Origin of the sequence: Corallococcus terminator (assembly GCF_049194865.1) — a bacterium.
Classification (GTDB): Bacteria; Myxococcota; Myxococcia; order Myxococcales; family Myxococcaceae; genus Myxococcus; species Myxococcus terminator_A.
The window spans coordinates 97481-118146 of the sequence record NZ_JBLZWL010000075.1 but is presented as its reverse complement, the minus strand read 5'-3'; the positions used below and the strand labels follow the sequence as shown (position 1 = coordinate 118146).

The following is a 20666-nucleotide window of genomic DNA, read 5'->3' as shown; positions in this document are numbered from 1 at the left end:
CTCAGAGGGGACTCACAGCAGCTTCGTCACCACCAGCGTGACGGGGCCGGCGACGTCCGTGACACCCTCCGCCGTGAAACACCCCAACACGTCCGTGTTGAGCAGCGTCAGCGTGCGCACCACCGTCGCGCCCAGGAACCGGCCGCTCACCACCGACCCGGTGAGGACGACGACGACCTCTCCGGCTGGCTTCACGTTCACCGCGGTGGTGCCCGACGCGATGCTCACGGTGTTATCACTCCACTTGATGTGGATGGTGGAGAGGGCCTGGCCGAACCCACAGCTGAGGATGCCATCCGCTTCCGTGGTGACGATGGCGGAGGGCAGATTCAGCGGCAACCCCGCGCACCCGTGAGTCCCGATGGCGGAGATATGGGTCTGCTGGGCGGTGTTGGTGAGGCCCGGATCGAACTCGGTGACTTCCGCTCCCACACACGCGAGGAGCACGAACTGCGCTCGCGCCTCCGCCGTGACGAACAGGGACAACACCAGGAACAACCCAGACAAGGACTTGAAGTGGATGATGGACTTCATGACTACGACTCCCGCTCACGGTGACGAAGCCTCATGAACGAGAGGCTCGTAACGGAAACGCACGAAGCAACTCACGTCACCTCTTCGCTCCCATCACGAGAAGCCTAATGAGCTGGACTGGCCTCTTGCCCACGAGCCCTGAGTCATCGTCCGCTGCGGCACGCATCCGCGCCTCCGCCCGTTACCCCCTGGATGCTGTCCTGGCGCGAAGGTACAGGGCCACATGCCCCGCAGCGGCGCATGGCAACGCGCGGGATGCCACGAGACATGTCGACAACGCTGGGCTCGAGGGCGGACCTCCCGGCGTTCGCTCCATCAGACAGAGCGCAGGTTTACCTGCCGCCAAAGCAACCGTGCAGGCTGGAAGTCCCGGTGTCCACCACCTCAATCCATCGGATCCAGGGGGTACCCGGAGCCACGGGTTCGATGGATTGCGCTGAACGGTCAGATTCAATAGATTGAATCTGACCGTCCCTTATAATCAATAGATTAATCCATGCCTCGACAAAACCTCACTCCCGAAACAACGCCCCTGGACGTAGGCCGCGCGGTCAGCCGGCTGGGCCAGAACATCACTCGGGCTCGCATCCGCCGGGGCTTGCGACAGGCTGACCTCGCGAAGAAAACGGGGCTCGCGCTCGGGACACTCCAGCGCATTGAAGCGGGCAACCCCACCACGGCGATCAGCGCCTACTTCGCGGCATTGTGGGCCCTGGGACTCGAGCGCGAGTTCGAGAACCTCGGCTCTCCGGACCGTGATGAGGAGGGCAAGACGCTGGAGCTGGCACGCCAACCGAAGCGCGTTCGTTCCTCGCGAGGACTCGATGCCGACTTCTGAGGAGGCCCGCTGCTACGTCTACATCCAGCTTCCAACCTCGATGGAGGTCGTCACCTGCGGCTTGTTCGTCCAGCAGGGCGACGTCGGCCGCTTTGTCTATGGCAACAGCTACCTGAGCAATCCTCGCGCGGTCGAACTGGAGAAGTTCGAGCTCGCCTTGCGCCCGGGCACCTTCGAAACAGCCAGACTCGGCGGCATCTTCGGCGCCCTGCGAGACTCCTCTCCGGATGCCTGGGGACGCACCGTCATCGAACGCCAGCTCGGGCGCACGGCGCTGACCGAAATCGACTTCCTGCTCCACTCCCCCGAGGACCGCGCGGGTGCGCTGTCCTTTGGCGCGAGCCCCACGCCGCCCGCGCCCGTTCATCAATTCAACAAGGTGCTTCAGTTGAACCGCCTGCTCGAGGAAGCCGAGCGAATCGAGCAGGGCCTCCCACCGTCAACGGCGCAAGTGGACGAGTTGGTAAACCCAGGCAGCTCCCTGGGAGGTGCTCGCCCCAAGAACGTCGTCGAAGATGACGAAGGCCTCTGGGTGGCCAAGTTCCCGGCGCGCAATGACCGCTGGAACAATGCCGCGGTCGAAGGTGGCATGTTGCGGCTCGCGCGGGAGTGCGGCCTGAGCGCCGCCTTCAGCAAGGTCACCTCCGTCGCGGGCCGAGATGTCCTGCTCGTGCGCCGGTTCGACCGGAAGCGCATCGAGGGCGACGGCTACCTGCGGCACCGCATGGTCAGCGCGCTGACGGTCCTCCGTGCCGACGAGAACCCGCTGGACCGCTCGAAATGGTCATACATCCGGCTGGCCGACGAGCTGAAGCGCTGGGTGGGCAATCCCACGGAGGACTTGCGCGAGCTGTTCTCGCGAATGGTCTTCAACGCGCTCATCTCGAACGTGGATGACCATCCGCGCAATCATGCGCTGATTGCCACGGGTCCGGAATGGAGCCTCTCTCCCGCCTATGACCTCACCCCCATGCCCCAGGCCAGCACCGAGCGGGACCTGGCCATGGAGGTGGGGAGCGCGAAGAACCGTCGCGCCAATCGCAGCAACCTCTTGAGCGAATGCGGCCGGTTCCGCATGTCCCGCGAGGACGCCTCTCACCTCATCGACACGATGAAGGCCACCGTGTCCGCCCGCTGGCGCGCCGTCGTGAAGGAGTGCGGAGGCACCGAGGCAGACCTGACGGCCATCGAGCGAGCGTTCGGCTACGAAGGTTTCGAGTACGACTGACCACCGGTGGGCGCGAAGCACCTGCGCTCCGCGCCCACCGTCAGCTCACTACGGGCAGTGCGGCTCGCCGCCGCCACTCACACCCGACGGATACGTGATGGACCCGACGTACGACGGGTGGCACGGGTAGCACGCGGCCCCCACGTCGGCGCTGGTGGCGACGCCCGTGAAGACCTGGTCCGCCTGCCCCGCGCGCTTCACGTTCACGGAGTACGGAACGGGGTTCTCCGCCGAGGGCAGCGGCGAGAAACCCGCCGCCTTGAGGCAGATGTCATACGTGCCGTTCGGCGGCGTGTAGCCCGGGTTCCAGACGACGTTCTCCGGCCCCCGCCCACCCGACGCGTCCATGTCCAGCTCACCCCCATCCGTGCTCGGCCCCGGCCCGCGGTTGTCGTAGTAGATGATCTTGCCCGTGGGCGTCCGGACCACCAGGTCCGCATCCCCGTCACGGCCCCACGTCGCGGTGACCTGCAGGGTGACTCCCCCGCCACCGCCCGTGCACACCCCCGCCGTGCAGGTCTTCCCCGCCGCGCAGACGTTGCCGCACGCGCCGCAGTTGTGCTCGTCCGACGAGGTGTCCACGCACTGCGAGCCGCACTGGACTCGCGGCGGCGCGCAGGTCGCCGGCCGGCACTCGAAGCTGCCCGGCGTGTTCACACACGTCTCGCCCGGCTGGCAGTGGGCCGTCCCATTGGTGCACTCGTTGATGTCGTTACACGTCCAGCCATCCCCCGAGTAGCCCGGCTTGCACGTGCAGGTGTAGCTGCCCGGCGTGTTCGTGCAGTACGCGTTCGGCGAGCACTGCGCGGTGCCGTTGGTGCACTCATTCACGTCATGGCAGACGCTGGGCTGGCCCTGACAGGTGTACCCCGGCTCCACCGCGCACTGGGCGCTACAGCCGTCCCCCGCCATCCGGTTCCCGTCGTCACAGCCCTCACCAGTGCCCACCTGGCCGTCGCCACAGACACCCGTGCCCACGATGCTCGTCGCCTCCACCGCGTCAATCTGGAGGAGCACGAGCACCCCGCTGCGAAGCCTCACGTAGCGGTAGGGCGTGGCGCTGCTGAAGGCCACAATCGTCGAGTGGGACCCCAGCCCCAAATCCAACAACTGCGCCTGTCCCGTGGAGATGATGCTCCTGTCCGCGCGCAGGAACTCCACCTGCGCCACCACCGCCACGTTCAGCCCCTGGTAGTAGATGCGCAGCGGCCCGGTCCCCTCTTCACCCACGCCCATGTCCAGCGTGAGCGAGGCCCCCAGCAGACCCAGGAAGGTGGCGACCGTCCCATTCGGAGCCCCCACCGCGTTCTGGGGGTTGTTCACACCCAGGAGACCGTCCTGCACCACCGCATTGGCATACGGGTCTCCAGCCAGCGAGGACTCCTGGCTCGAAATCTCAGCATCGGAGAGGACTTCTTCGTCGGGACTGGCGCCACACGCACCGAACGCACCGACAACGACGAACGCCATGGCCGCGCTCAACCAGCGCGACACAGACACACCGCGACGGACCTTCATGTTCCGCTCCATTCCGTTCGAATTGATGGGACGAAGCCCCCCCGGTGAAGCCATCCACCGCGAGCACTTGTCTGGGAAATGGAACGGACGAAGGTTTTTTTCTTGTTGAGATTGCCTTCGATTCGGCCAGCGCGCCCGTGCCCCAGCCAACAGGACAGACGTCGTCGGTCATCGCGGAGCGAGTCAGTGAACACCCTTCCCGCGAAAAGAATGACACGCGATATATGGGTGTCTTTCACCCCTCGGGGTCAGGAACAAGCCCTTCTCCAGCTCGCGCCTGGAACCGTGTGAGGACGGGTCCTCACCCGCCCCAGCACCGGCCCGCGCGGAGCAACCTCCTCGTGCGGGCCGGTGTCTGTCATTTCTCGCGTCTCACTTCTCGGGTCTCAAGGATAGACGACGGACCCGACGAAGGCGGGCTCGCTGGGCAGGCACAGCTGGACGGACCTGTTCTGGGTGACCACGCCGGTGAAGTCGAGGTCCGGCTGGCCAGGTCGCCGCACGCGGACGTTGTAGTTCACGGGGGCTCCGGGGCTCGGAGGAGGGTTGAAGGCGCCCACCCGGAGGCAGATGTTGTAGGTGCCCGCGGGCGGCGTCCGGTCCGGAGCCCAGAAGATGTTCTCCGGCCCATCACCTGTCAGGTCATCCACGTCCAGCGCGCCGAAGCCCGTCCCTTCGTTGGGCCCCCTGTTGTTGTAGAAGATGCGCTTGCCCGTGGGCGTAAACACGAAGAGGTCCGCGTCACCGTTGCGGCTCCAGGTCGCGGTGAACTGGAGGTTGCCCGTTCCCAGGCACACGCCCGACGAGCAGGCCTTTCCCGCGCCGCAGACATAGCCACAGGCGCCGCAGTGGTTGTTGTCGGTGTTCGGGTCGACGCAGGCCTCGCCGCAGACGATGCGCGGCGGAGCGCAGGTGGACTCCTCGCACTCGAAGCCTCCCGGCGTGTTGACACACACCTCTTCTGGCGCGCACGTGTCAGTACCCAGGGCGCACTCGTCGATGTCCGTGCAGACGCTCGGCGCTCCCGTGCAGGTGTAGCCGGGCTCCACCTGGCAGACGCTGCTACAGCCGTCCCCGGAGAGCTGGTTGTCATCGTCACAGGCCTCGTCCCCGCCTGGCACGCCGTCACCACAGAAGGGCCGGATGGACGTCTCCACCGCATCCACCAGGTAGAGCGCGAGCAGCGCGCCCCGCAGGCGCACGTAGCGGTAGGGCTCGTTGCCCGAGTACCTCACCACCGCCACGTGGGTTCCCAGGCCCAGCTCCACCAGCCGCAGCGGGCCGGAGCTGATGGTCGTCCTCCCATCCGCCTTCACGAAGTCCACCTGCGCCACCAGCGCCACGTTCAGCCCGCGGTAATAGACGCGCAGGTCGCCGGTGCCCTCCTCGCCCTGCCCCAGGTCCAGCACCAGCGCCGAGTTGAGCAGGCCCAGCACCGTCGCCACCTGCCCGTCCGGTGCGCCCAGCGCCCTGCCCGGGTTGAGCACCGCGGCCGTGGTGCCAGACGCCACCGCGTCCGCATACGGGTCCCACGCCAACGCGGAGACCTCGCTCGAAGGCGTGGCCTCGAGGAGCGCTTCATCCTCGGGACCGACGCCGCACGCACTGAAAGCACCGACAGCGACGAACACCAGGGCCGCGCTCAACCCGCGCGACACCCAGACACCCTGACTGGCCTTCATGTTTCGCTCCATTCGCTCGACTGAACGGACGAGGCCCTCGGGTGAAACATCACCGAGGGCCCGCCGTCGCGGCATGAAACGCATGAAGAATTCATTCCGGCGAGCGGGGCGCCCTTCTCCACGGACCTGCCCGTATCCCAGCCGACAACGCATGCGTCGTGTGTCGTGGCAGCGCGCGCCAGTCGACACCGCGCTGGAGCCAACGTCAGACTCGATACATGCGAGCCTTTCCACCCGGACGTCCGCCAGACCCGCGAGCCGGGAAGCCCCGTCCAACCACCACCGGCCCGCGGGGCGACCTCCCCTCGCGGGCCGGTGTCCGTCACTTCTCGTGTCTCAAGGGTAGGTGATGGACCCGACGTAGCTGGCCTCTTCAGGAGTACACTCCATCGTAATCACATCCGAGGTGTATGCGCCGGAGAAGTCCTGGTCCGGCTGACCGGGTACGCGCACCTTGATGGTGTAGCTCACCGGGTCCGCTGGAGAGATGTCGGGCGCGAAGCTGCTCGCTATCAGGCAGATGTCATAGGTACCGCTCGGAGGGGTCCTGTCCGAGGCCCAGAAGATGTTCTCGGGGCCGTCTCCCTCCAGGAGCGCCAGCGACAGGCCCTGGTAGTGGACACGCAAGTCACCCGTGCCCTCCTCACCCGCGCCCAAATCCAACACCAGCGCCGTGTTGAGCAGGCTCAACAGCGTCGCCGCGTGCCCGTCCGGCGCGCCCAGCGCCGCGCTCGCGTTGAGCACCGTCACCGTGGTGCCAGACGCCACCGCGTCCGCATACGGGTCCCACGTCAGCGAGGCCTCGGAGCTCCTGAGAGGCAGCGCCGCCTCATCCCCGCTCGACGCATCCTCCAGGGACTCCACACCACAAGCCCCCAACAACAGACACGACAACACCGCCCACACAGGGCCACTTCCACCGCGCTTCATGCAGTTTCCATCCCCTCCGAGAAGAGAGGGAGCCCGACATGGGCCCCTCGCTCCCCCACGGAGAGTTCGATGACTATTCTAGAATTTCCGGTTCAAATCCACACAGTTCCATCCGCCGCGACCCGTGTCCTTCGGGCGACGGTCAGCTGGCGCGGCGACGACGCCAGCCGCCCAGGAGCGCCAGCACGCCCGCGAGCGCCATCCCTCCCGGCGAGGACGCGCAGCCGCTCGGGGATTCCTTCCCCGTCACGCACGACACGCTCGCGGAGACGACGAGGTCGCGCTCCTCACCCTCGACGGAGACGGTGAAGGACTCCTCCTCGAAGCGCTCCTCCACGCCCCACTTCATGGACAAGGACTGTCCGCGTCCGCCCACGAAGTGAAAGGAGGCCTGCTCGTTCGGCTGGAGCTCCAAATCACACAGCCCCTCCGCGCAATCGACGAGCGGCCAGCGCATCAGCGTCACGGGTGCGTCACAGGCATTGCGCACCGTGCTCGCGCCACAGTTCGAATAGGCGGAGATGACAAGACATGGCATCTCAGACACCACGCTCTGATGGTCGGTGACGCAGTCGCACGGGTCGCTCTCCGCGTGGGCAGCCAGCGCGCCACCCACTCCCGCCAACAGCAGCCATCCAAGCCATGCGGCCCCATTCGGGGGCCAGAAAATCCTCGCTCGCATCCCGCGTACCTCCGTCTCGACGTGCTGGCCCCTGCCAGCGCGCATCCTGTCGCGCGCCAGCGGGGCCGCCAAAACATCGTTGACGGAGGCAATTACCGGGCGCGCTACTTGGTGCCGAAGAGCCGGTCTCCCGCGTCGCCCAGGCCCGGGAGGATGTAGCCGTGCTCATTGAGGCGCTCGTCCACCGCGCCCGTGTACACGTGCACGTCCGGGTGGTGCTCGCGCAGGTTGGCCAGGCCCTCCGGACACGCCAACAGACAGACGAAGCGCAGCGAGCCGGGCTTGCTCTTCTTCACCCGCTGGAGCGCCGCCACCGCGGAGTTGCCCGTGGCGAGCATCGGGTCACACACCACCACGTCGCGGTCCGCCAGCTGTCCCGGCACCCGGTAGTAGTACTCCACCGGCGTCAGCGTCTCCGGGTCCCGATACAGGCCGATGTGGCCCACGCGCGCGGAGGGCACCAGTTGGAGCATCCCGTCGAGGATGCCCTGGCCAGCGCGCATGATGGCCACCAGCACCAGCTTCTTGCCCTCCAGCACCGGCGCCTTCATGGGCGCCATCGGCGTCTGGATTTCCTCGTCGCGGACCTTCAAGTCCCGCAGCGCCTCGTACGCCAGCAGCAGGGAGATTTCCTGGAGCAGCGCCCGGAAGGAGGCGGTGCTCGTCTCCGCGCGGCGCATCAACGTCAGCTTGTGCTTCACCAGCGGATGGTCCACCACGGTGCAGTTGGGGAACTCCATTGCGTCCTCCCTCTCTCAGCGGTTGTCAGAACACCGTTCCATCGCTCTCGACACGAATCGGCGGCACGCCTCCGGGACGTCGCTCGGCGGCGACCTTGCGCCCCGCCGTCCACGTCCCGCCTTGCAGCACCTTCGCCAGCGGCAGCTCCTCCGCGGTCATCCCCAGCCGGCCTCGCACCAGCGCGCCCACCCGGTCCAGCAGCGCCACCGTCAGCGCGCGCCACTCGACGATGGGCTCCTCGCTCGGGTGCAGCGCCTCCTGGGTGAGCCGCGGGTCCTTGGGCACCAGCACGCCCAGGTCCACGAAGAGGCCGCCGTTGCGGTACTCGGGCAGGCCAGTGAGGCCGTCCAGCTCCACCACGCGGATGCCCGCCTCCGCCAGCGGCTCCACCAGCGAGTACGTCAGCCACTGCGACAGCTTGTGGAAGGGCACCAGCGCGTCCACGCTCTCCACCGGGCCCAGCGCGGAGTGCGGCCACACGTCGCCCAGGTTCACCGCGTCCACCATGACGCGGCCCGGCCAGATGGGGCCCAGTCTCTCCAGCACCACGCCCAGCAGCTCCGAGCCCCTCACGCTCCGCCCCTGCGCGGCGACGATGTCGTGCAGCGCGCCGGGCCGGGGCAGCACGCGCGCCAGGCCGTGCATCAGGTGCAGCCGTCCGTCCAACCCATCCAGCGGGTTCGTGTCGGAGACCTGGAGCCCTTGAGCCAACGCCTCACGCGACAAGCGCCCCAGCGCCTCGGAGTCCGCGCGCAGCGGCCGGTCCGGGTCCGAGGAGAAGACGCCGTCCATGAACATGCGGAAGCTGGCCACGGCCAGCCCCTCCGAGCGCGCCCATACCGCGCCGCCCTGCTCGCGGTAGCTCCACTTCGGGCCGCTGCCCGCGTCCAGCAGCACGCTCACCACGGCGAGGTCCAGCTTCGCCTTCGCGCGCTCCTGCGGCGTGGCGTCCTTCAGGCGCGCCTCCAGCTCCGCCACGCGCTGCACGCCGCCCGCGTCGAAGTGGCGCCAGCGGCTGTGCACCGGGATGTCCAGCGTGGGGTACGCCTCGCGCGTCACGCTCAGCACCGTGTCCACGACGATGGGCAGCCGCGAGGGCTCCACCCGGAAGTGCGCCAGCTTGCCGGCCAGTCCTAAATCCAGGAGCTGATGGCAGCGCTCGCGGATGGCGGCCGGCGTGCGCAGCCACGCCACCGCCGGGGACACGTCCGCCCTCGCCAGCGGCTGCTCAGACATCGAGGCCACGCCCCTTCACCTGGGTCAGCGCCGTCGCGTCCGCCACGGGCCCCTTGGTGAAGTAGCCCGCCGCCTTCTTCGCCTCCATCTCCACCTTCGCGTCGGCGGGGACGAGCGCATCGGGGATGGGCACGCGCTCCAGGATTTCGATGCCCGAGCGCACAATCGCGTCGTGCTTCATGTCGCTCATCGACACGAAGCGGTGGATGCGGGTGATGCCCAGCCAGTGCAGCACGTCCGGCATCAGCTCCTGGAAGCGCATGTCCTGCACGCCGGCCACGCACTCGGTGCGCTGGAAGTAGGTGGCCGCGGAGTCGCCGCCCTCCTGCCGCTTGCGCGCGTTGTACACCAGGAACTTGGTCACCTCGCCCAGCGCGCGGCCCTCCTTGCGCAGGTAGACGATGATGCCCGCGCCGCCGGCCTGCGCCGTGCGGACACACTCCTCGATGCCGTGGGCCAGGTAGGGACGACAGGTGCAGATGTCGCTGCCGAACACGTCGGAGCCGTTGCACTCGTCGTGCACGCGCACCGCCAGGGGGATGTCCTTGTTGGACACCGAGTTGATGTCACCGAAGGCGTACAGCGTGAGCCCGCCGATGGGCGGCAGGAAGACGTGCAGGTCCGGGCGCGTAATCAGCTCCGGGAACATGCCGCCGGTCTGCTCGAAGAGGCCCCGGCGCAGCGCGTTCTCCGTCATGCCGAAGCGCTTGGCGATGCCCGGCAGGTGCCACACCGGGTCCACCGCGGCCTTCACCACCTTGATGTCGCCGTTGGCGGTGAGCAGGTCACCATCCGGCGTGAGGCGGCCCGCCTCTATCGCGTCGCGCAGCTCCGGCAGGTTGATGTGCGCGCGGGTGACGGCGATGGTGGGACGGAAGTCGATGCCCTGCTCGGACTGCGCGCTGAACGCCTGCGGCGCGACGGCGCCCCACGGGTCCAACGACACAATCCGGTCCGGATTGCTCCAGGACGGGTGCGGGCCAATCTGCGCCGCGGGCGAGGTGTCCTTCAAGTCGGCGCGGTGGTCCTGCGGCAGCATGCCGGCGGCCACGGCGAGCGCGCGATAGACGGCGTAGGAGCCGGCGTGCGTGCCGATGACGTTGCGATGCGCGGGCTCGGTGAGCGTGGCCACCACGGGGCCTCGGCGCGTCGGGTCCGGGTCACCCCAACGGATGGAGACGGCGTCCCCATCTGGATGTGAGGTGAGGCGGATGTGATTGACGGGCTTCTTGTCTGCCATGGGAGCGCCCTCCTTGCGGGCGCGTTTTTGGAGCTCGGGCGAAGTGGACTTGAGGGCGCGACTCAGCTCATCCAGGAGCCGTCGGTGCGCGCCGACCACTTGCGGGTGACCTTCTTGAGCTGCGTCCAGAAGTCGAGGCCGGACGGCCCGGTGATATCCCCGTGGCCGAAGCGCGACTCGCCGGTGCCGCCAAAGGAGAAGGGCTCACGCGGAACGGGGACGCCCACGTTGACGCCCACCATGCCCGCGCGCACGCCCTCCACCACCGTCTGCGCCACCGCGCCGCTGGTGGTGAAGATGGACGCCGCGTTGCCATAGGACGACGCGTTCTCCACCGCGAGCGCCGCGGACAGCGTGGGCACGCGGATGATGGACAGCACCGGGCCGAACAGCTCGCGCCGCGCGGCCTCCATGTCCGGTCGCACGTGGTCCAGGATGGACGGGCCCAACCAATGGCCCCCGGCCCACGCGTCGTCCTTGGGACGACGGCCGCGCCCGTCGAGCACCAGCCTGGCGCCCTCCGACTCGGCCTTGCCGATGGCCGTCTCCAGCCGCTCCACCGCGCCCTTGTCGATGATGGCGCCCATACCCGGGCCCACCTCGATGCTGCCCGCGCGGCGGATGATGTCCGCCAGCAGCGACTCCACGTTGCCCACCGCGAGCACCACGCTGCCGGCCATGCAGCGCTGCCCCGCGCAGCCGGTGAACGAGTCCACCACGGCCTGCGCCGTCAGCTCGGGGTCCGCGTCCGGCGCGACGATGAGGTGGTTCTTGGCGCCACCCAGCGCGAGCACGCGCTTGCCGCGCTTGCTGCCCTCCACATAGAGGTGCCGCGCCACCGCGGACGAGCCGACGAAGGCCAGCGCCTTCACGTCCGGGTGCTCCACCAGCGCGTCCACGGCCTCCTTGCCGCCGTGAACGATGGAGAAGACGCCGGGCGGATAGCCCGCCTCGAGCATCAGCGCGCCGAGCGCGCACGCGGTGAGGGGGACCTTCTCCGACGGCTTGAGGACGAAGACGTTGCCCAGCGTCACCGCGATGGGGAACATCCACATGGGCACCATCGCCGGGAAGTTGAAGGGCGTGACTCCCGCGACGACGCCCAACGGCTCGCGGCGCAGCTCACACGTGACGCCCCGGCTGACCTCCATGTGCGCGCCGCTGTCCAGGTTCTGCAAGGACAGCGCGAACTCGCACACCTCGATGCCCTTGAGCAGTCCGGCGCGCGCCTCCGCCACCGTCTTGCCCGCCTCGCTCGCCGCCAGGTTCGCCAGCCGCGAGAGGTTCTGCTCCAGCAGGTGTCGGAAGCGGAAGAGCAGCTGGGTGCGCTCGCGCAGCGAGGTGGCGGCCCACTGAGGAGCCGCGGCCCGCGCGGCCTCCACCACCTGGGCTACACCCGCGGCGGAGGTGAGTGGAACTCGGCCAATGACGGTGCCGGTGTACGGACTGCGTACGTCCAGCAGTTGCGCGCCTTGGGGCACCAGCCACTCGCCCCCCACCAGGTTTCGACACGGAACGACGCTCTCGGGAAGCTCAACGAACGACAAGCGCACCCCCATAAAATTCGGGTGAGGACGTGCACCTCATCGTATCCGGGAATGCAGACAGATCGGCAACCCACCCCCCAGAAAGCCTGTCAGCGAGGCAGCCGAGTGTCCGGCACCCGAGCCCTTCCCTGTCGGAAACAGGACCCGCCCTCGCGAGGCTTCACCTGACTTCAATGCATGGCGTCATGGAGGCCGCGACGCGTCATGGATTGCCAGGGGTGTGAGTGGACTCAGGTGGGAGTGCAATCTTTCAAGCGCGGGCGGCGGGGCCCAGCCAGGCGCGCAGGCGGGTGAGGACGGCGGTGTCCTCGTCGTCGTGGGGACGGCCCAGGGCGCGGGCTTCGGCATACAGCGCGAGCGCATAGTGGAAGCGCGCGGTGGCGGTCGCCGTGTCGCCCTGGTCCTGGCGCAGCTCTCCATCCTCGGCCACGAGCCGGGCCAGGAGCTTCACCCGCAGGGGGTCTCCGAGCATCCGGGAGGTAGAGGCCGCGTCCACCATCAGCAGGGCGTCGTACTCCATGCCCAGCGTGTCCAGCGCGGTGGAGCGGATGAGCCCGGCCGCCTCGGCGAAGCGCTGCTCCTGGCGGGTCTTGAGGAGGCGGGCCAGGGCGGCGGCGAACTGCTCGACGAGGCGCTCGATGTAGTCCTTGCGGATGGACATGGCGGGTGGAGGCTGACGCGTGGGTGGGAGTGATGCAAGGGGTTCGGGCGTGTGAGGGAAACCCCGCAGCCGGGCTCCGGGACCCAGCCCTGTAGCCCTGGCGAAATGCCATGCCCTGACATGCCTTCGCGGAGAACACCTCCCTCGCGTTAATGTGCGGCGCCTTACTCACGGATGGGGCGGTGCATGAGTCAGAGCGGAAGCAGTGCCGAGGGTGCTCGCGTGCGGTGGTTGGTGGCGGGAGCGTTCTCCTCCACACCCTCGGGCCGTCGCTTTCATGTGAGCTCCGACACCTTCGCCAGCGAGCTCGCCAAGGCCGCCAGCCACGTGCGCTTCATCGTGCCGGACCGGCTGGGCGCCGACGACACCCGCGCCCTGGAGCTGTCCTTCGAGCGCCTGCGCGACTTCGGCGTCGCCGACGTGCTCACCCGCATCCCCGCGCTGCGCGACTTGCACGCGCTGCGCGACCAGCTCACCCCCGCCCTGTCGCCCGAGGAGGCGGCGAAGCGCGTGGAGGCCATCACCGGACCGGGGCGCCTGCCCGAAGCGGTGGCCGCGGTCCTGCGTGACGCGGCACCTCCGCCGCCGCCCACACCGACGCCCGCGCCCGCCTCGTCGGATGACGCGGCCCTGGTGGAGGCGCTGCTCAACCAGCCCGAGCCCCCCTCGCCCGCCACCGCGTCCCGCGCCGTCGATGCGTTCGTGAAGGCCCTCAACCCGCGCGCGCCGGCCTCGGGCTCCTCGACATCCGCTCCCGCCACCGCCGCGCGCAAGTCCGTGAGGGATTTGCTGGACGAGACGGTGCTGCGCTGCGCGAACGACGTGCTCATCGCGGAGCCGGTGGCGCGGCTGGAGTCCGCGTGGCGCGGCCTCAAGTGGCTGGTGGACCAGTGCCCCACGTCCGCGGGCATGGCGGTGGAGGTGCTCGACGTGAGCCGGGGAGACCTGCTCGGCGCGCTCGACGACGCGCTCTCCAGCGACCCGTTCGACCGGCCCGACGCCGTCTTCGTGGTGGACACGAACGATGACGTCGCGGTGCTGGCGCGCCTGGCCGCGATGGGCGAGAGCGCGCAGCTCCCCATCGTCGCCGCCGTGGCCCCGTCGCTCCTGGGCCTGTCCCCGGACGAGCTGGCCCTGGGCCTGGAGGAAGGCCGGGAGCAGGTCTCCGAGTCGTGGACGGAGCTGCGCCAGGACGAGTCCTCGCGGTGGCTGTGCGCCGTCGTCAACCGCGTCGTCGTGGCCAGCGAGGCCCGGGCGAAGCGCGCGGCCTTCACCAGCCCCGCGCTCGCGGTGGCGGCGATGCTCGCGTCCAGCTTCCGCGACACCAGCGCCTTCGCGCGCATCTTCGGCCAGGCCGGAGGCGTGCGCGCCCCGACGACGTGGGAGATTCCCTCCGGTCGCGAGAAGGGCCTGTCCATCCCCACCGAGGTCTTCCTGCCCATCCGCGCGCAGGCGAAGCTGGAGGAGAAGGGCGTGCTGGGCCTGGGCAGCGGGCGCAACGCGGACGCGGTGCTGCTGGCGGGGGCGCCCACGGTGTACGGCGGCGGCTACGCGGTGCCGCTGCCGGCCCAGGTGCTCACCGGCCGCATCGTCCGCTTCGCGACCTGGGTGAGGGACCAGCTGCCGCCCGGCTCGGGCAGCGCGGAGGTCTCCTCCATCTTCTCGCAGGCCGCGGAGGTCTTCCTCTTCCGGGGCGCCACCGAGGACGGCCAGCTCAAGGGCGAGGTCATCTCCACCGGCAACGGCCACGGCGTCCACGTCACCGCCACCGTCCGGCCCGAGCACGCCGGCACCCGCTTCCAGCTCGCCTTCACCCTGCCGCTGCGCGCCTGAAGGGGCCTTGAGGCCTTATTTCGATAGGCATTAAGCCAGACGTCGCGTATACGGCGTCTGGCTTCAAGGAGCACGCGAAGCACGGTCGCGGTTGAACATTTTCAACGAAACTGACGCAACTCCATCATTCACAGCCACAGCCCCCGTCTCGATTCGCGAAGGCGGGCGGATGCGCTGAATGCCAGGGACCGTGGTGTCCATGGCCCTTGAGTGCTTGTCGATTGGTGGCCGGACGACGCTGGCCATCCGAGTGTTGCGCGCTGAGTTGTCGGTAGTGCGTAGTGGTGTCGTGCATTCCACGAGGGGGGACTGTCCATTCCGGGCCTCATCCCGCACCTCGGGAGAGACAAACAATGCAAAGCCGTTTTGGGGCGCTGTTGTCGTGGGGGCTGGGCCTGACGCTGGCCTTGTCGCTGGGGGCCTGTGGTGTGGAGTCCCCGCGGGATGGGGTGTCACAAGAGAGCGATGGGGCCTCGACGAGCAAAGCCTCGTTGACCTGGGACCCGTATGCGGACGCGGTGGCGTCGGGCACCAATGCGGCGGTGCTCAACGCGAGCGCGGCGCTGGGCGCGCCGGATGGACAGGCGGCGACGCTCCTGGGCCTGCTCAACGCGGCGCTGGTGCTGGATTTGGGCGCGGGCGAGGAGGGCACCGGCGACCTGCGCGTCTATTACCATGGCCTGTCGTTGGCGCTGGTGGCGCAGGTGGACTTCCTGAAGGCGGATGGGACCCTCATCGGCTCCAGCTCGCTGCACCTCGTCGAGTTGGGCCTGGGGACGCATATCGCGGTGGCGACGTACCCGGGCAACAAGCCCTATCGCTACGTGCGCCTGCGGGGCGCGCTCGCGATTTATCTGGTGGACGCGGTGGAGACGTCGCTGCGGTCCATCTGTGGTGACGGGGCGATTGGCGGGGTCGAAATCTGTGACGACGGCAATCAGCTCTCCGGAGACGGCTGCAACAGCGTCTGCCAGGTGGAGCCGGGCTACACCTGCACGGGGCAGCCGAGCGTCTGCGACAACAACCGGGCGCCCACGGTCGAGGACGTCCACGCGACCACCCCCGAGGACACCTCGGTGAACATCACCATCCCCGCGACGGACCCGGATGGCGACGCGCTAACCTTCACCTACACCACGCCTGGCAATGGCACGCTCTCGCTCTCCGGGGCGTCGGTGACGTACACCCCGAACGCGGACTTCAACGGAGTGGACACCTTCCAGGTCACCGTCTCCGACGGCAAGAAGCAGGCGACGGCCACCATCACGGTCACCGTGACTCCGGTCAACGACGCGCCCGTGGCCGCCTCCGCCTCGGTGACGGTGAACTACAACACGTCGACGCCCATCACCTTGACGGCCACGGACGTGGACGGGGACGCGCTCACGTACACCGTGACGACTCCTCCCGCCAACGGAACCCTGTCCGGGACGGGCGCCCTGTTGCTCTACACGCCGACCGCGGACTTCCAGGGAGGGGACTCGTTCACCTTCACGGCCAGCGACAGCGCGCTGACCTCCAATACCGCCACCATCACCATCACCGTCCGGGGGCCGCCCGTCTGCGGCGACGGCTCCGTCGACTCGGGTGAGGTGTGTGACGACGGCAACCGCGTCGCGGGCGACGGCTGCCGCGCGGACTGCCAGGGCCTGGAGGTGTGCGGCGACGGCCTGGTCGACAGCATCGTGGGCGAGCAGTGCGACGATGGCAACACGACGCCCGGGGATGGCTGCGACGCCACGTGCCAGCTGGATGCCTTCTCGAATGTGCCCCCCACGCTCATCAGCGGAACGCTGAACTGCACCACGGCCGACTCGAACACGGGGCGCAAGGCGGCGGTGGATGCACTGGGGCGCTTCTACGTCGTCATGAAGTGCGGTGGCGCGGTCCATGTCAGCGTGAGCGTGGACCGTGGCCTCACCTGGGTGGGGCCCACTCCCCTGGGCATCACCAACGCGGCTGAAGTCGCGATTGAAGGCGGCCCCACGGGCGTCGCGTACGTCGCGGCCACGGCGAGCCCGGGCGTGGTGCTGTTCACCCGGACGGTCGACGCGGGAGCGAACTGGGAGGCGCCGCGAAACCTCGGCGCGGCGGCCAACGCCACCGTCAGTCTGGACTCCAGGGGCGACGCCCTCTACATCTCCGTCTCGCGAGGCGGCGTAGGGGTGCGTGTCCTCCGGAACTTCGCGCGAGGCGCGAACGACTTCAGCGCGACAGACGTGGACCAGGCCAATGCCTTCTTCGACGTCCTCGTGGACAAGATCAGCGGAGATGTCTTCTCGGTGAGTGACTCCCCCGCCTTCCGCATCCGCCGCAGCGGCGACCAGGGCACCAGCTTCGACCCGGTGAGCTCCCCGCCGGGGCAGGCCTTCTTCTCGGACTGGACGGGCTCCAACGGCTTCATCTACACCACAGGCTCCTTCGGGGACGACAACGTGGACGTCATCCCGGTGTCCGCGCCAGGGACGAGCACCCAGGTGCCGGGCCTCCCCACGGACGTTGGTCCCGGTCCCATCCGAACGATTGACGCGGACGCACTCGGCAACGCGTACATCGCCTCCCAGCGGGGGACAGGCGACATCCAGTTGGACCGGATGCTCGTGGGGGCCCCCCTGATTCTGGCCACGGATGCCAGGACGGTGGGGCCGGGTGCGGCGCCAGCGGTCGCGGCGCTCCCGTCGAACGGCGGAGCCCTGGTGGCCTACACGAACGGCACCAGCATCTACGCCTCGGTGGTGGTGTACTGAGTCAACGGAGTCCCTGACGCGCGCCTCCCTGTTCGTGAGGGAGGCGCGCCTCCCAGTCTCCGTGGGTGGGGCCACGCCACGGTCGGCCGGATGAGCTGGCCTTGGGCCTGGAGGAAAACCGGGAGCTTCCCTCCGGCCGCGAGAAGGGCCTGCCCATCCCCACCGAGGTCTTCCTGCCCATCCGCGCGCTGGCGAAGCTGGAGGAGAAGGGCGTGCTGGGCCTGGGCAGCGGGCGCAACGCGGACACGGTGCTGCTGGCGGGAGCGCCCACGGTGCCTCTTCCGGCCCAGGTGCTCACCGGCCGCATCGTCCGCTTCGCAACCTGGGTGAGGGACCAGCTCCCGGCTCCGGCAACGCGGAGGTCGCCTCCATCTTCTCGACGGCGTCACCGCCACCGTCCGGCCCGAGCACGCCGGCACCCGCTTCCAGCTCGCCTTCACCCTGCCGCTGCGCGCCTGACCCATTCGAGGCGCCCCGCATCGAGGCAATAAAGTCAGACGTTGCGAGCACGGCGTCTGGAATCAAGTTACACGCGGAGGCGTGCGGGTGCCTGTCCGGGACTTTTGTTTTCATGGTACCCGAGTACCTGGTGGATGGTGGCCGGACGACGTTGCCCCATCCGCGTGTTGCGCGCCGATACATAGGCTGTGACAAGGGATGTGATTCATTCCATGAGGGGGACAGCCCATGCCGGGTTTCATCCTGCTTTCTGGGGAAGACATCCAATGAGAAGCAGTACACAGGCCTCGCTGTCGTGGGGGCTGGGGGCGACGCTGGTGTTGTTGCTGGGCGCTTGCGGGGTAGAGCCCCTCGACGAAGAGGCAGCGCCTGGAAGTGATGAGGCGTTGACACAGGTGAGCCAGGAGCTCGCGCCGCCGTGGGACTTGTATGCGGACGCGGTGGCGCCGGGCACCACGCCGGCGGTGCTCACCCCGAACAGGGCGCTGGGCGCACCGGACGGGCAGCGGGCGACGATACCGACCCTGCTCTCGGCGCTGGTGCTGGACCTGGGACAGGGCGAGGAGGGCACCGGAGACCTGCGCGTCTATTACCGGGGCCTGTCGGTGTTTCTGGTGGCCCAGGTGGACTTCCTGAAGGCGGATAGGACGGTCGTCGCCTCCAGCCCGCTGCACATGGGCCTGGGGACCCATGTCGCGGTGGTGAGCTACCCCGGGAACTACCCCTATCGCTACGTGCGCCTGCGGGGCACGGTGTTCGGGGTCTACCAGGTGGACGCGGTGGAGACGTCCATCCGGCCCTTCTGTGGTGACGGGGTGATTGCCGGGGCCGAAGTCTGTGACGACGACAACCAGCTCTCCGGAGACGGCTGTAACAGTGTCTGCCAGGTGGAGCCGGGCTACACCTGCACGGGGCAGCCGAGCGTCTGCGACAACAACCAAGCGCCCACGGTCGAGGACGTCCACGCCACCACTCCCGAGGACACCTCGGTGAACATCACCGTCCCCGCGACGGACCCGGATGGCGACGCGCTAACCTTCACCTACACCACGCCTGGCAATGGCACGCTCACTGGCTCGGGGGCCTCGGTGACGTACACCCCGAACGCGAACTTCTACGGAGCGGACAGCTTCCAGGTCACCGTCTCCGACGGCAAGAAGCAGGCGACGGCCACCATCTTCGTCACGGTGACTCCGGTCAACGACGCGCCCGTGGCTGCCTCCGCCTCGGTGACGGTGAACTACAACACGTCGACGCCCATCACGTTGGTGGCCACCGACGTGGACGGGGATGCGCTCACGTTCAACGTGACGACTCCTCCCGCCAACGGAACCCTGTCCGGGACGGGCGCCTCGTTGCTCTACACGCCAAACGCGGACTTCCAGGGGGCGGACTCGTTCACCTTCACGGCCAGCGACAGCGCGCTGACCTCCAATACCGCCACCATCACCCTCACCGTCCGGGGGCCGCCCGTCTGCGGCGACGGCTCCGTCGATTCGGGTGAGGTGTGTGACGACGGCAACCGCGTCGCGGGGGACGGCTGCCGCGCGGACTGCCAGGGCGTGGAGGTGTGCGGCGACGGCCTGGTCGACAGCATCGTGGGAGAGCAGTGCGACGATGGCAACACGACGCCCGGGGATGGCTGCGACGCCACGTGCCAGCTGGATGCCTTCTCGAATGTGCCCCCCACGCTCATCAGCGGAACGCTGAACTGCACCACCGCCAACTCGAACACGGGGCGCAAGGTGGCGGTGGATGCGCTGGGGCGCTTCTACGCCGTCATGACGTGCGGTGGCGCGGTCCATGTCAGCGTGAGCGTGGACCGTGGCTTCACCTGGGTGGGGCCCACTCCCCTGGGCATCACCAACGCGGCGGAGGTCGCGATTGAAGGCGGCCCCACGGGCGTCGCCTACGTCGCGGCCACGGCGAGTCCGGGCGTGCTGATATTCACCCGGACCGTCGACTCGGGAGCGACCTGGGAAGCGCCGCGAGTCCTCAGCCCGGCGGCCAACCCCACCCTCAGTCTGGACTCCAGGGGCGACGCCCTCTACATCTCCGTCTCGCGAGGCGGCGTAGGGGTGCGCGTCCTCCGGAACTTCGCGCGAGGCGCGAACGACTTCATCGTGACGGACGTGGACCAGAACAATGCCTTCTTCGACGTCATCGTGGACAAGATCAGCGGAGATGTCTTCTCGGTGAGCGACGACCCCTCCTTCCGCATCCGCCGCAGCAGCGACCAAGGGACCACCTTCGGCCCGCTGAGTTCCCCGCCGGGGCAGGCCTTCTTCTCGGACTGGACGGGCTCCAACGGCTTCATCTACACCACAGGCTCCTTCGGGGACGACAACGTGGACGTCATCCCGGTGTCCGCGCCAGGGACGAGCACCCAGGTGCCGGGCCTCCCCACGGACGTTGGTCCCGGTCCCATCCGAACGATTGACGCGGACGCACTCGGCAACGCGTACATCGCCTCCCAGCGCGGGACAGGCAACATCCAGTTGGACCGGATGCTCGTGGGGGCCTCCGTGATTCTGGCCACGGATGCCAGGACGGTGGGTCCAGGCTCCGTGCCAGCCGTCGCCGCGCTCCCGTCGAACGGCGGAGCCCTGGTGGCCTACACGAACGGCACCAGCGTCTACGCCTCGGTGGTGGTGTACTGAGTCCCTGAGGCGCGCCTCCCGTTTCGTGAGGGAGGCGCGCCTCCCGTTCGCCGTGGGTGGGGCCACGCCACGGTCGGGCTCCTGACTCCGAGGAGCCTGTCGACTTCTGGTCCTCAGGCAGGCAGGCGCT

General features: G+C 68.6%; 16 protein-coding genes. 6 read left to right on the top strand and 10 right to left on the bottom strand.

The window, feature by feature from the left end; all coding sequences use genetic code 11:
* Positions 1-12: 12 nt before the first annotated feature.
* Positions 13-534 carry a hypothetical protein gene (locus tag ACN469_RS24255; RefSeq protein ID WP_498771198.1) on the bottom strand — a complete coding sequence of 174 codons (522 nt, stop codon included), beginning with the start codon at positions 532-534 and terminating at the stop codon, positions 13-15.
* 496 nt (positions 535-1030) lie between these two features.
* Between ACN469_RS24255 and ACN469_RS24250 the strand changes: the two genes are divergently transcribed.
* On the top strand, positions 1031-1372 hold the full coding sequence (locus tag ACN469_RS24250) for a helix-turn-helix domain-containing protein (RefSeq protein WP_498771196.1): 342 nt from the start codon (positions 1031-1033) through the stop codon (positions 1370-1372).
* Positions 1359-2600: a type II toxin-antitoxin system HipA family toxin gene (locus ACN469_RS24245; RefSeq protein ID WP_498771194.1), complete on the top strand. Its 1242-nt coding sequence runs from the start codon at positions 1359-1361 to the stop codon at positions 2598-2600. Before ACN469_RS24250 ends, ACN469_RS24245 begins: the two co-directional genes overlap by 14 nt.
* Positions 2601-2648: 48 nt before the next feature.
* Here the strand turns inward: ACN469_RS24245 and ACN469_RS24240 are convergent, their stop codons facing one another.
* The 9 genes from ACN469_RS24240 to ACN469_RS24200 form a co-directional block, all read right to left on the bottom strand.
* Positions 2649-4118, bottom strand: a complete 1470-nt coding sequence (locus tag ACN469_RS24240) for an EGF domain-containing protein (protein WP_498771192.1) — start codon at positions 4116-4118, stop codon at positions 2649-2651.
* A gap of 386 nt (positions 4119-4504) precedes the next feature.
* On the bottom strand, positions 4505-5800 hold the full coding sequence (locus tag ACN469_RS24235) for a DUF2135 domain-containing protein (RefSeq protein WP_498771190.1): 1296 nt from the start codon (positions 5798-5800) through the stop codon (positions 4505-4507).
* Between the two features lie 336 nt (positions 5801-6136).
* Positions 6137-6730, bottom strand: coding sequence for a hypothetical protein (locus ACN469_RS24230; RefSeq protein WP_498771188.1), 594 nt, complete (start codon positions 6728-6730; stop codon positions 6137-6139).
* Positions 6731-6872: 142 nt separating this feature from the next.
* Positions 6873-7412 (bottom strand): MXAN_0125 family MYXO-CTERM protein, encoded by a 540-nt coding sequence (locus ACN469_RS24225; RefSeq protein ID WP_498771186.1) that lies wholly within the window; start codon positions 7410-7412, stop codon positions 6873-6875.
* A gap of 104 nt (positions 7413-7516) precedes the next feature.
* Positions 7517-8152: a uracil phosphoribosyltransferase gene (upp, locus tag ACN469_RS24220; RefSeq protein WP_163870761.1), complete on the bottom strand. Its 636-nt coding sequence runs from the start codon at positions 8150-8152 to the stop codon at positions 7517-7519.
* 25 nt (positions 8153-8177) lie between these two features.
* Entirely contained in the window at positions 8178-9389 is a 1212-nt protein-coding gene (locus ACN469_RS24215; RefSeq protein WP_498771216.1) for a URC4/urg3 family protein, read from the bottom strand.
* Complete coding sequence (locus tag ACN469_RS24210; RefSeq protein ID WP_498771183.1) at positions 9382-10629, bottom strand: GTP cyclohydrolase II; 1248 nt, start codon at positions 10627-10629, stop codon at positions 9382-9384. The genes ACN469_RS24215 and ACN469_RS24210 overlap by 8 nt, the downstream gene beginning before the upstream one ends.
* Positions 10630-10691: 62 nt before the next feature.
* A complete protein-coding gene (gene mmsA / locus ACN469_RS24205) occupies positions 10692-12176 on the bottom strand; it encodes a CoA-acylating methylmalonate-semialdehyde dehydrogenase (protein ID WP_498771181.1) in 1485 nt (494 codons plus the stop codon).
* Between the two features lie 250 nt (positions 12177-12426).
* A complete protein-coding gene (locus ACN469_RS24200) occupies positions 12427-12837 on the bottom strand; it encodes a hypothetical protein (protein ID WP_498771179.1) in 411 nt (136 codons plus the stop codon).
* A 186-nt stretch (positions 12838-13023) separates the two neighbouring features.
* Between ACN469_RS24200 and ACN469_RS24195 the strand changes: the two genes are divergently transcribed.
* From ACN469_RS24195 to ACN469_RS24180, 4 genes are all read left to right on the top strand, one after another.
* Positions 13024-14670: a type VI secretion system contractile sheath domain-containing protein gene (locus ACN469_RS24195; RefSeq protein WP_498771177.1), complete on the top strand. Its 1647-nt coding sequence runs from the start codon at positions 13024-13026 to the stop codon at positions 14668-14670.
* A 353-nt stretch (positions 14671-15023) separates the two neighbouring features.
* Positions 15024-17417 (top strand): tandem-95 repeat protein, encoded by a 2394-nt coding sequence (locus ACN469_RS24190; RefSeq protein WP_498771175.1) that lies wholly within the window; start codon positions 15024-15026, stop codon positions 17415-17417.
* Between the two features lie 101 nt (positions 17418-17518).
* A complete protein-coding gene (locus tag ACN469_RS24185) occupies positions 17519-17908 on the top strand; it encodes a hypothetical protein (RefSeq protein ID WP_498771173.1) in 390 nt (129 codons plus the stop codon).
* A 234-nt stretch (positions 17909-18142) separates the two neighbouring features.
* Positions 18143-20536, top strand: coding sequence for an Ig-like domain-containing protein (locus ACN469_RS24180; protein WP_498771171.1), 2394 nt, complete (start codon positions 18143-18145; stop codon positions 20534-20536).
* Positions 20537-20666 lie beyond the last annotated feature (130 nt).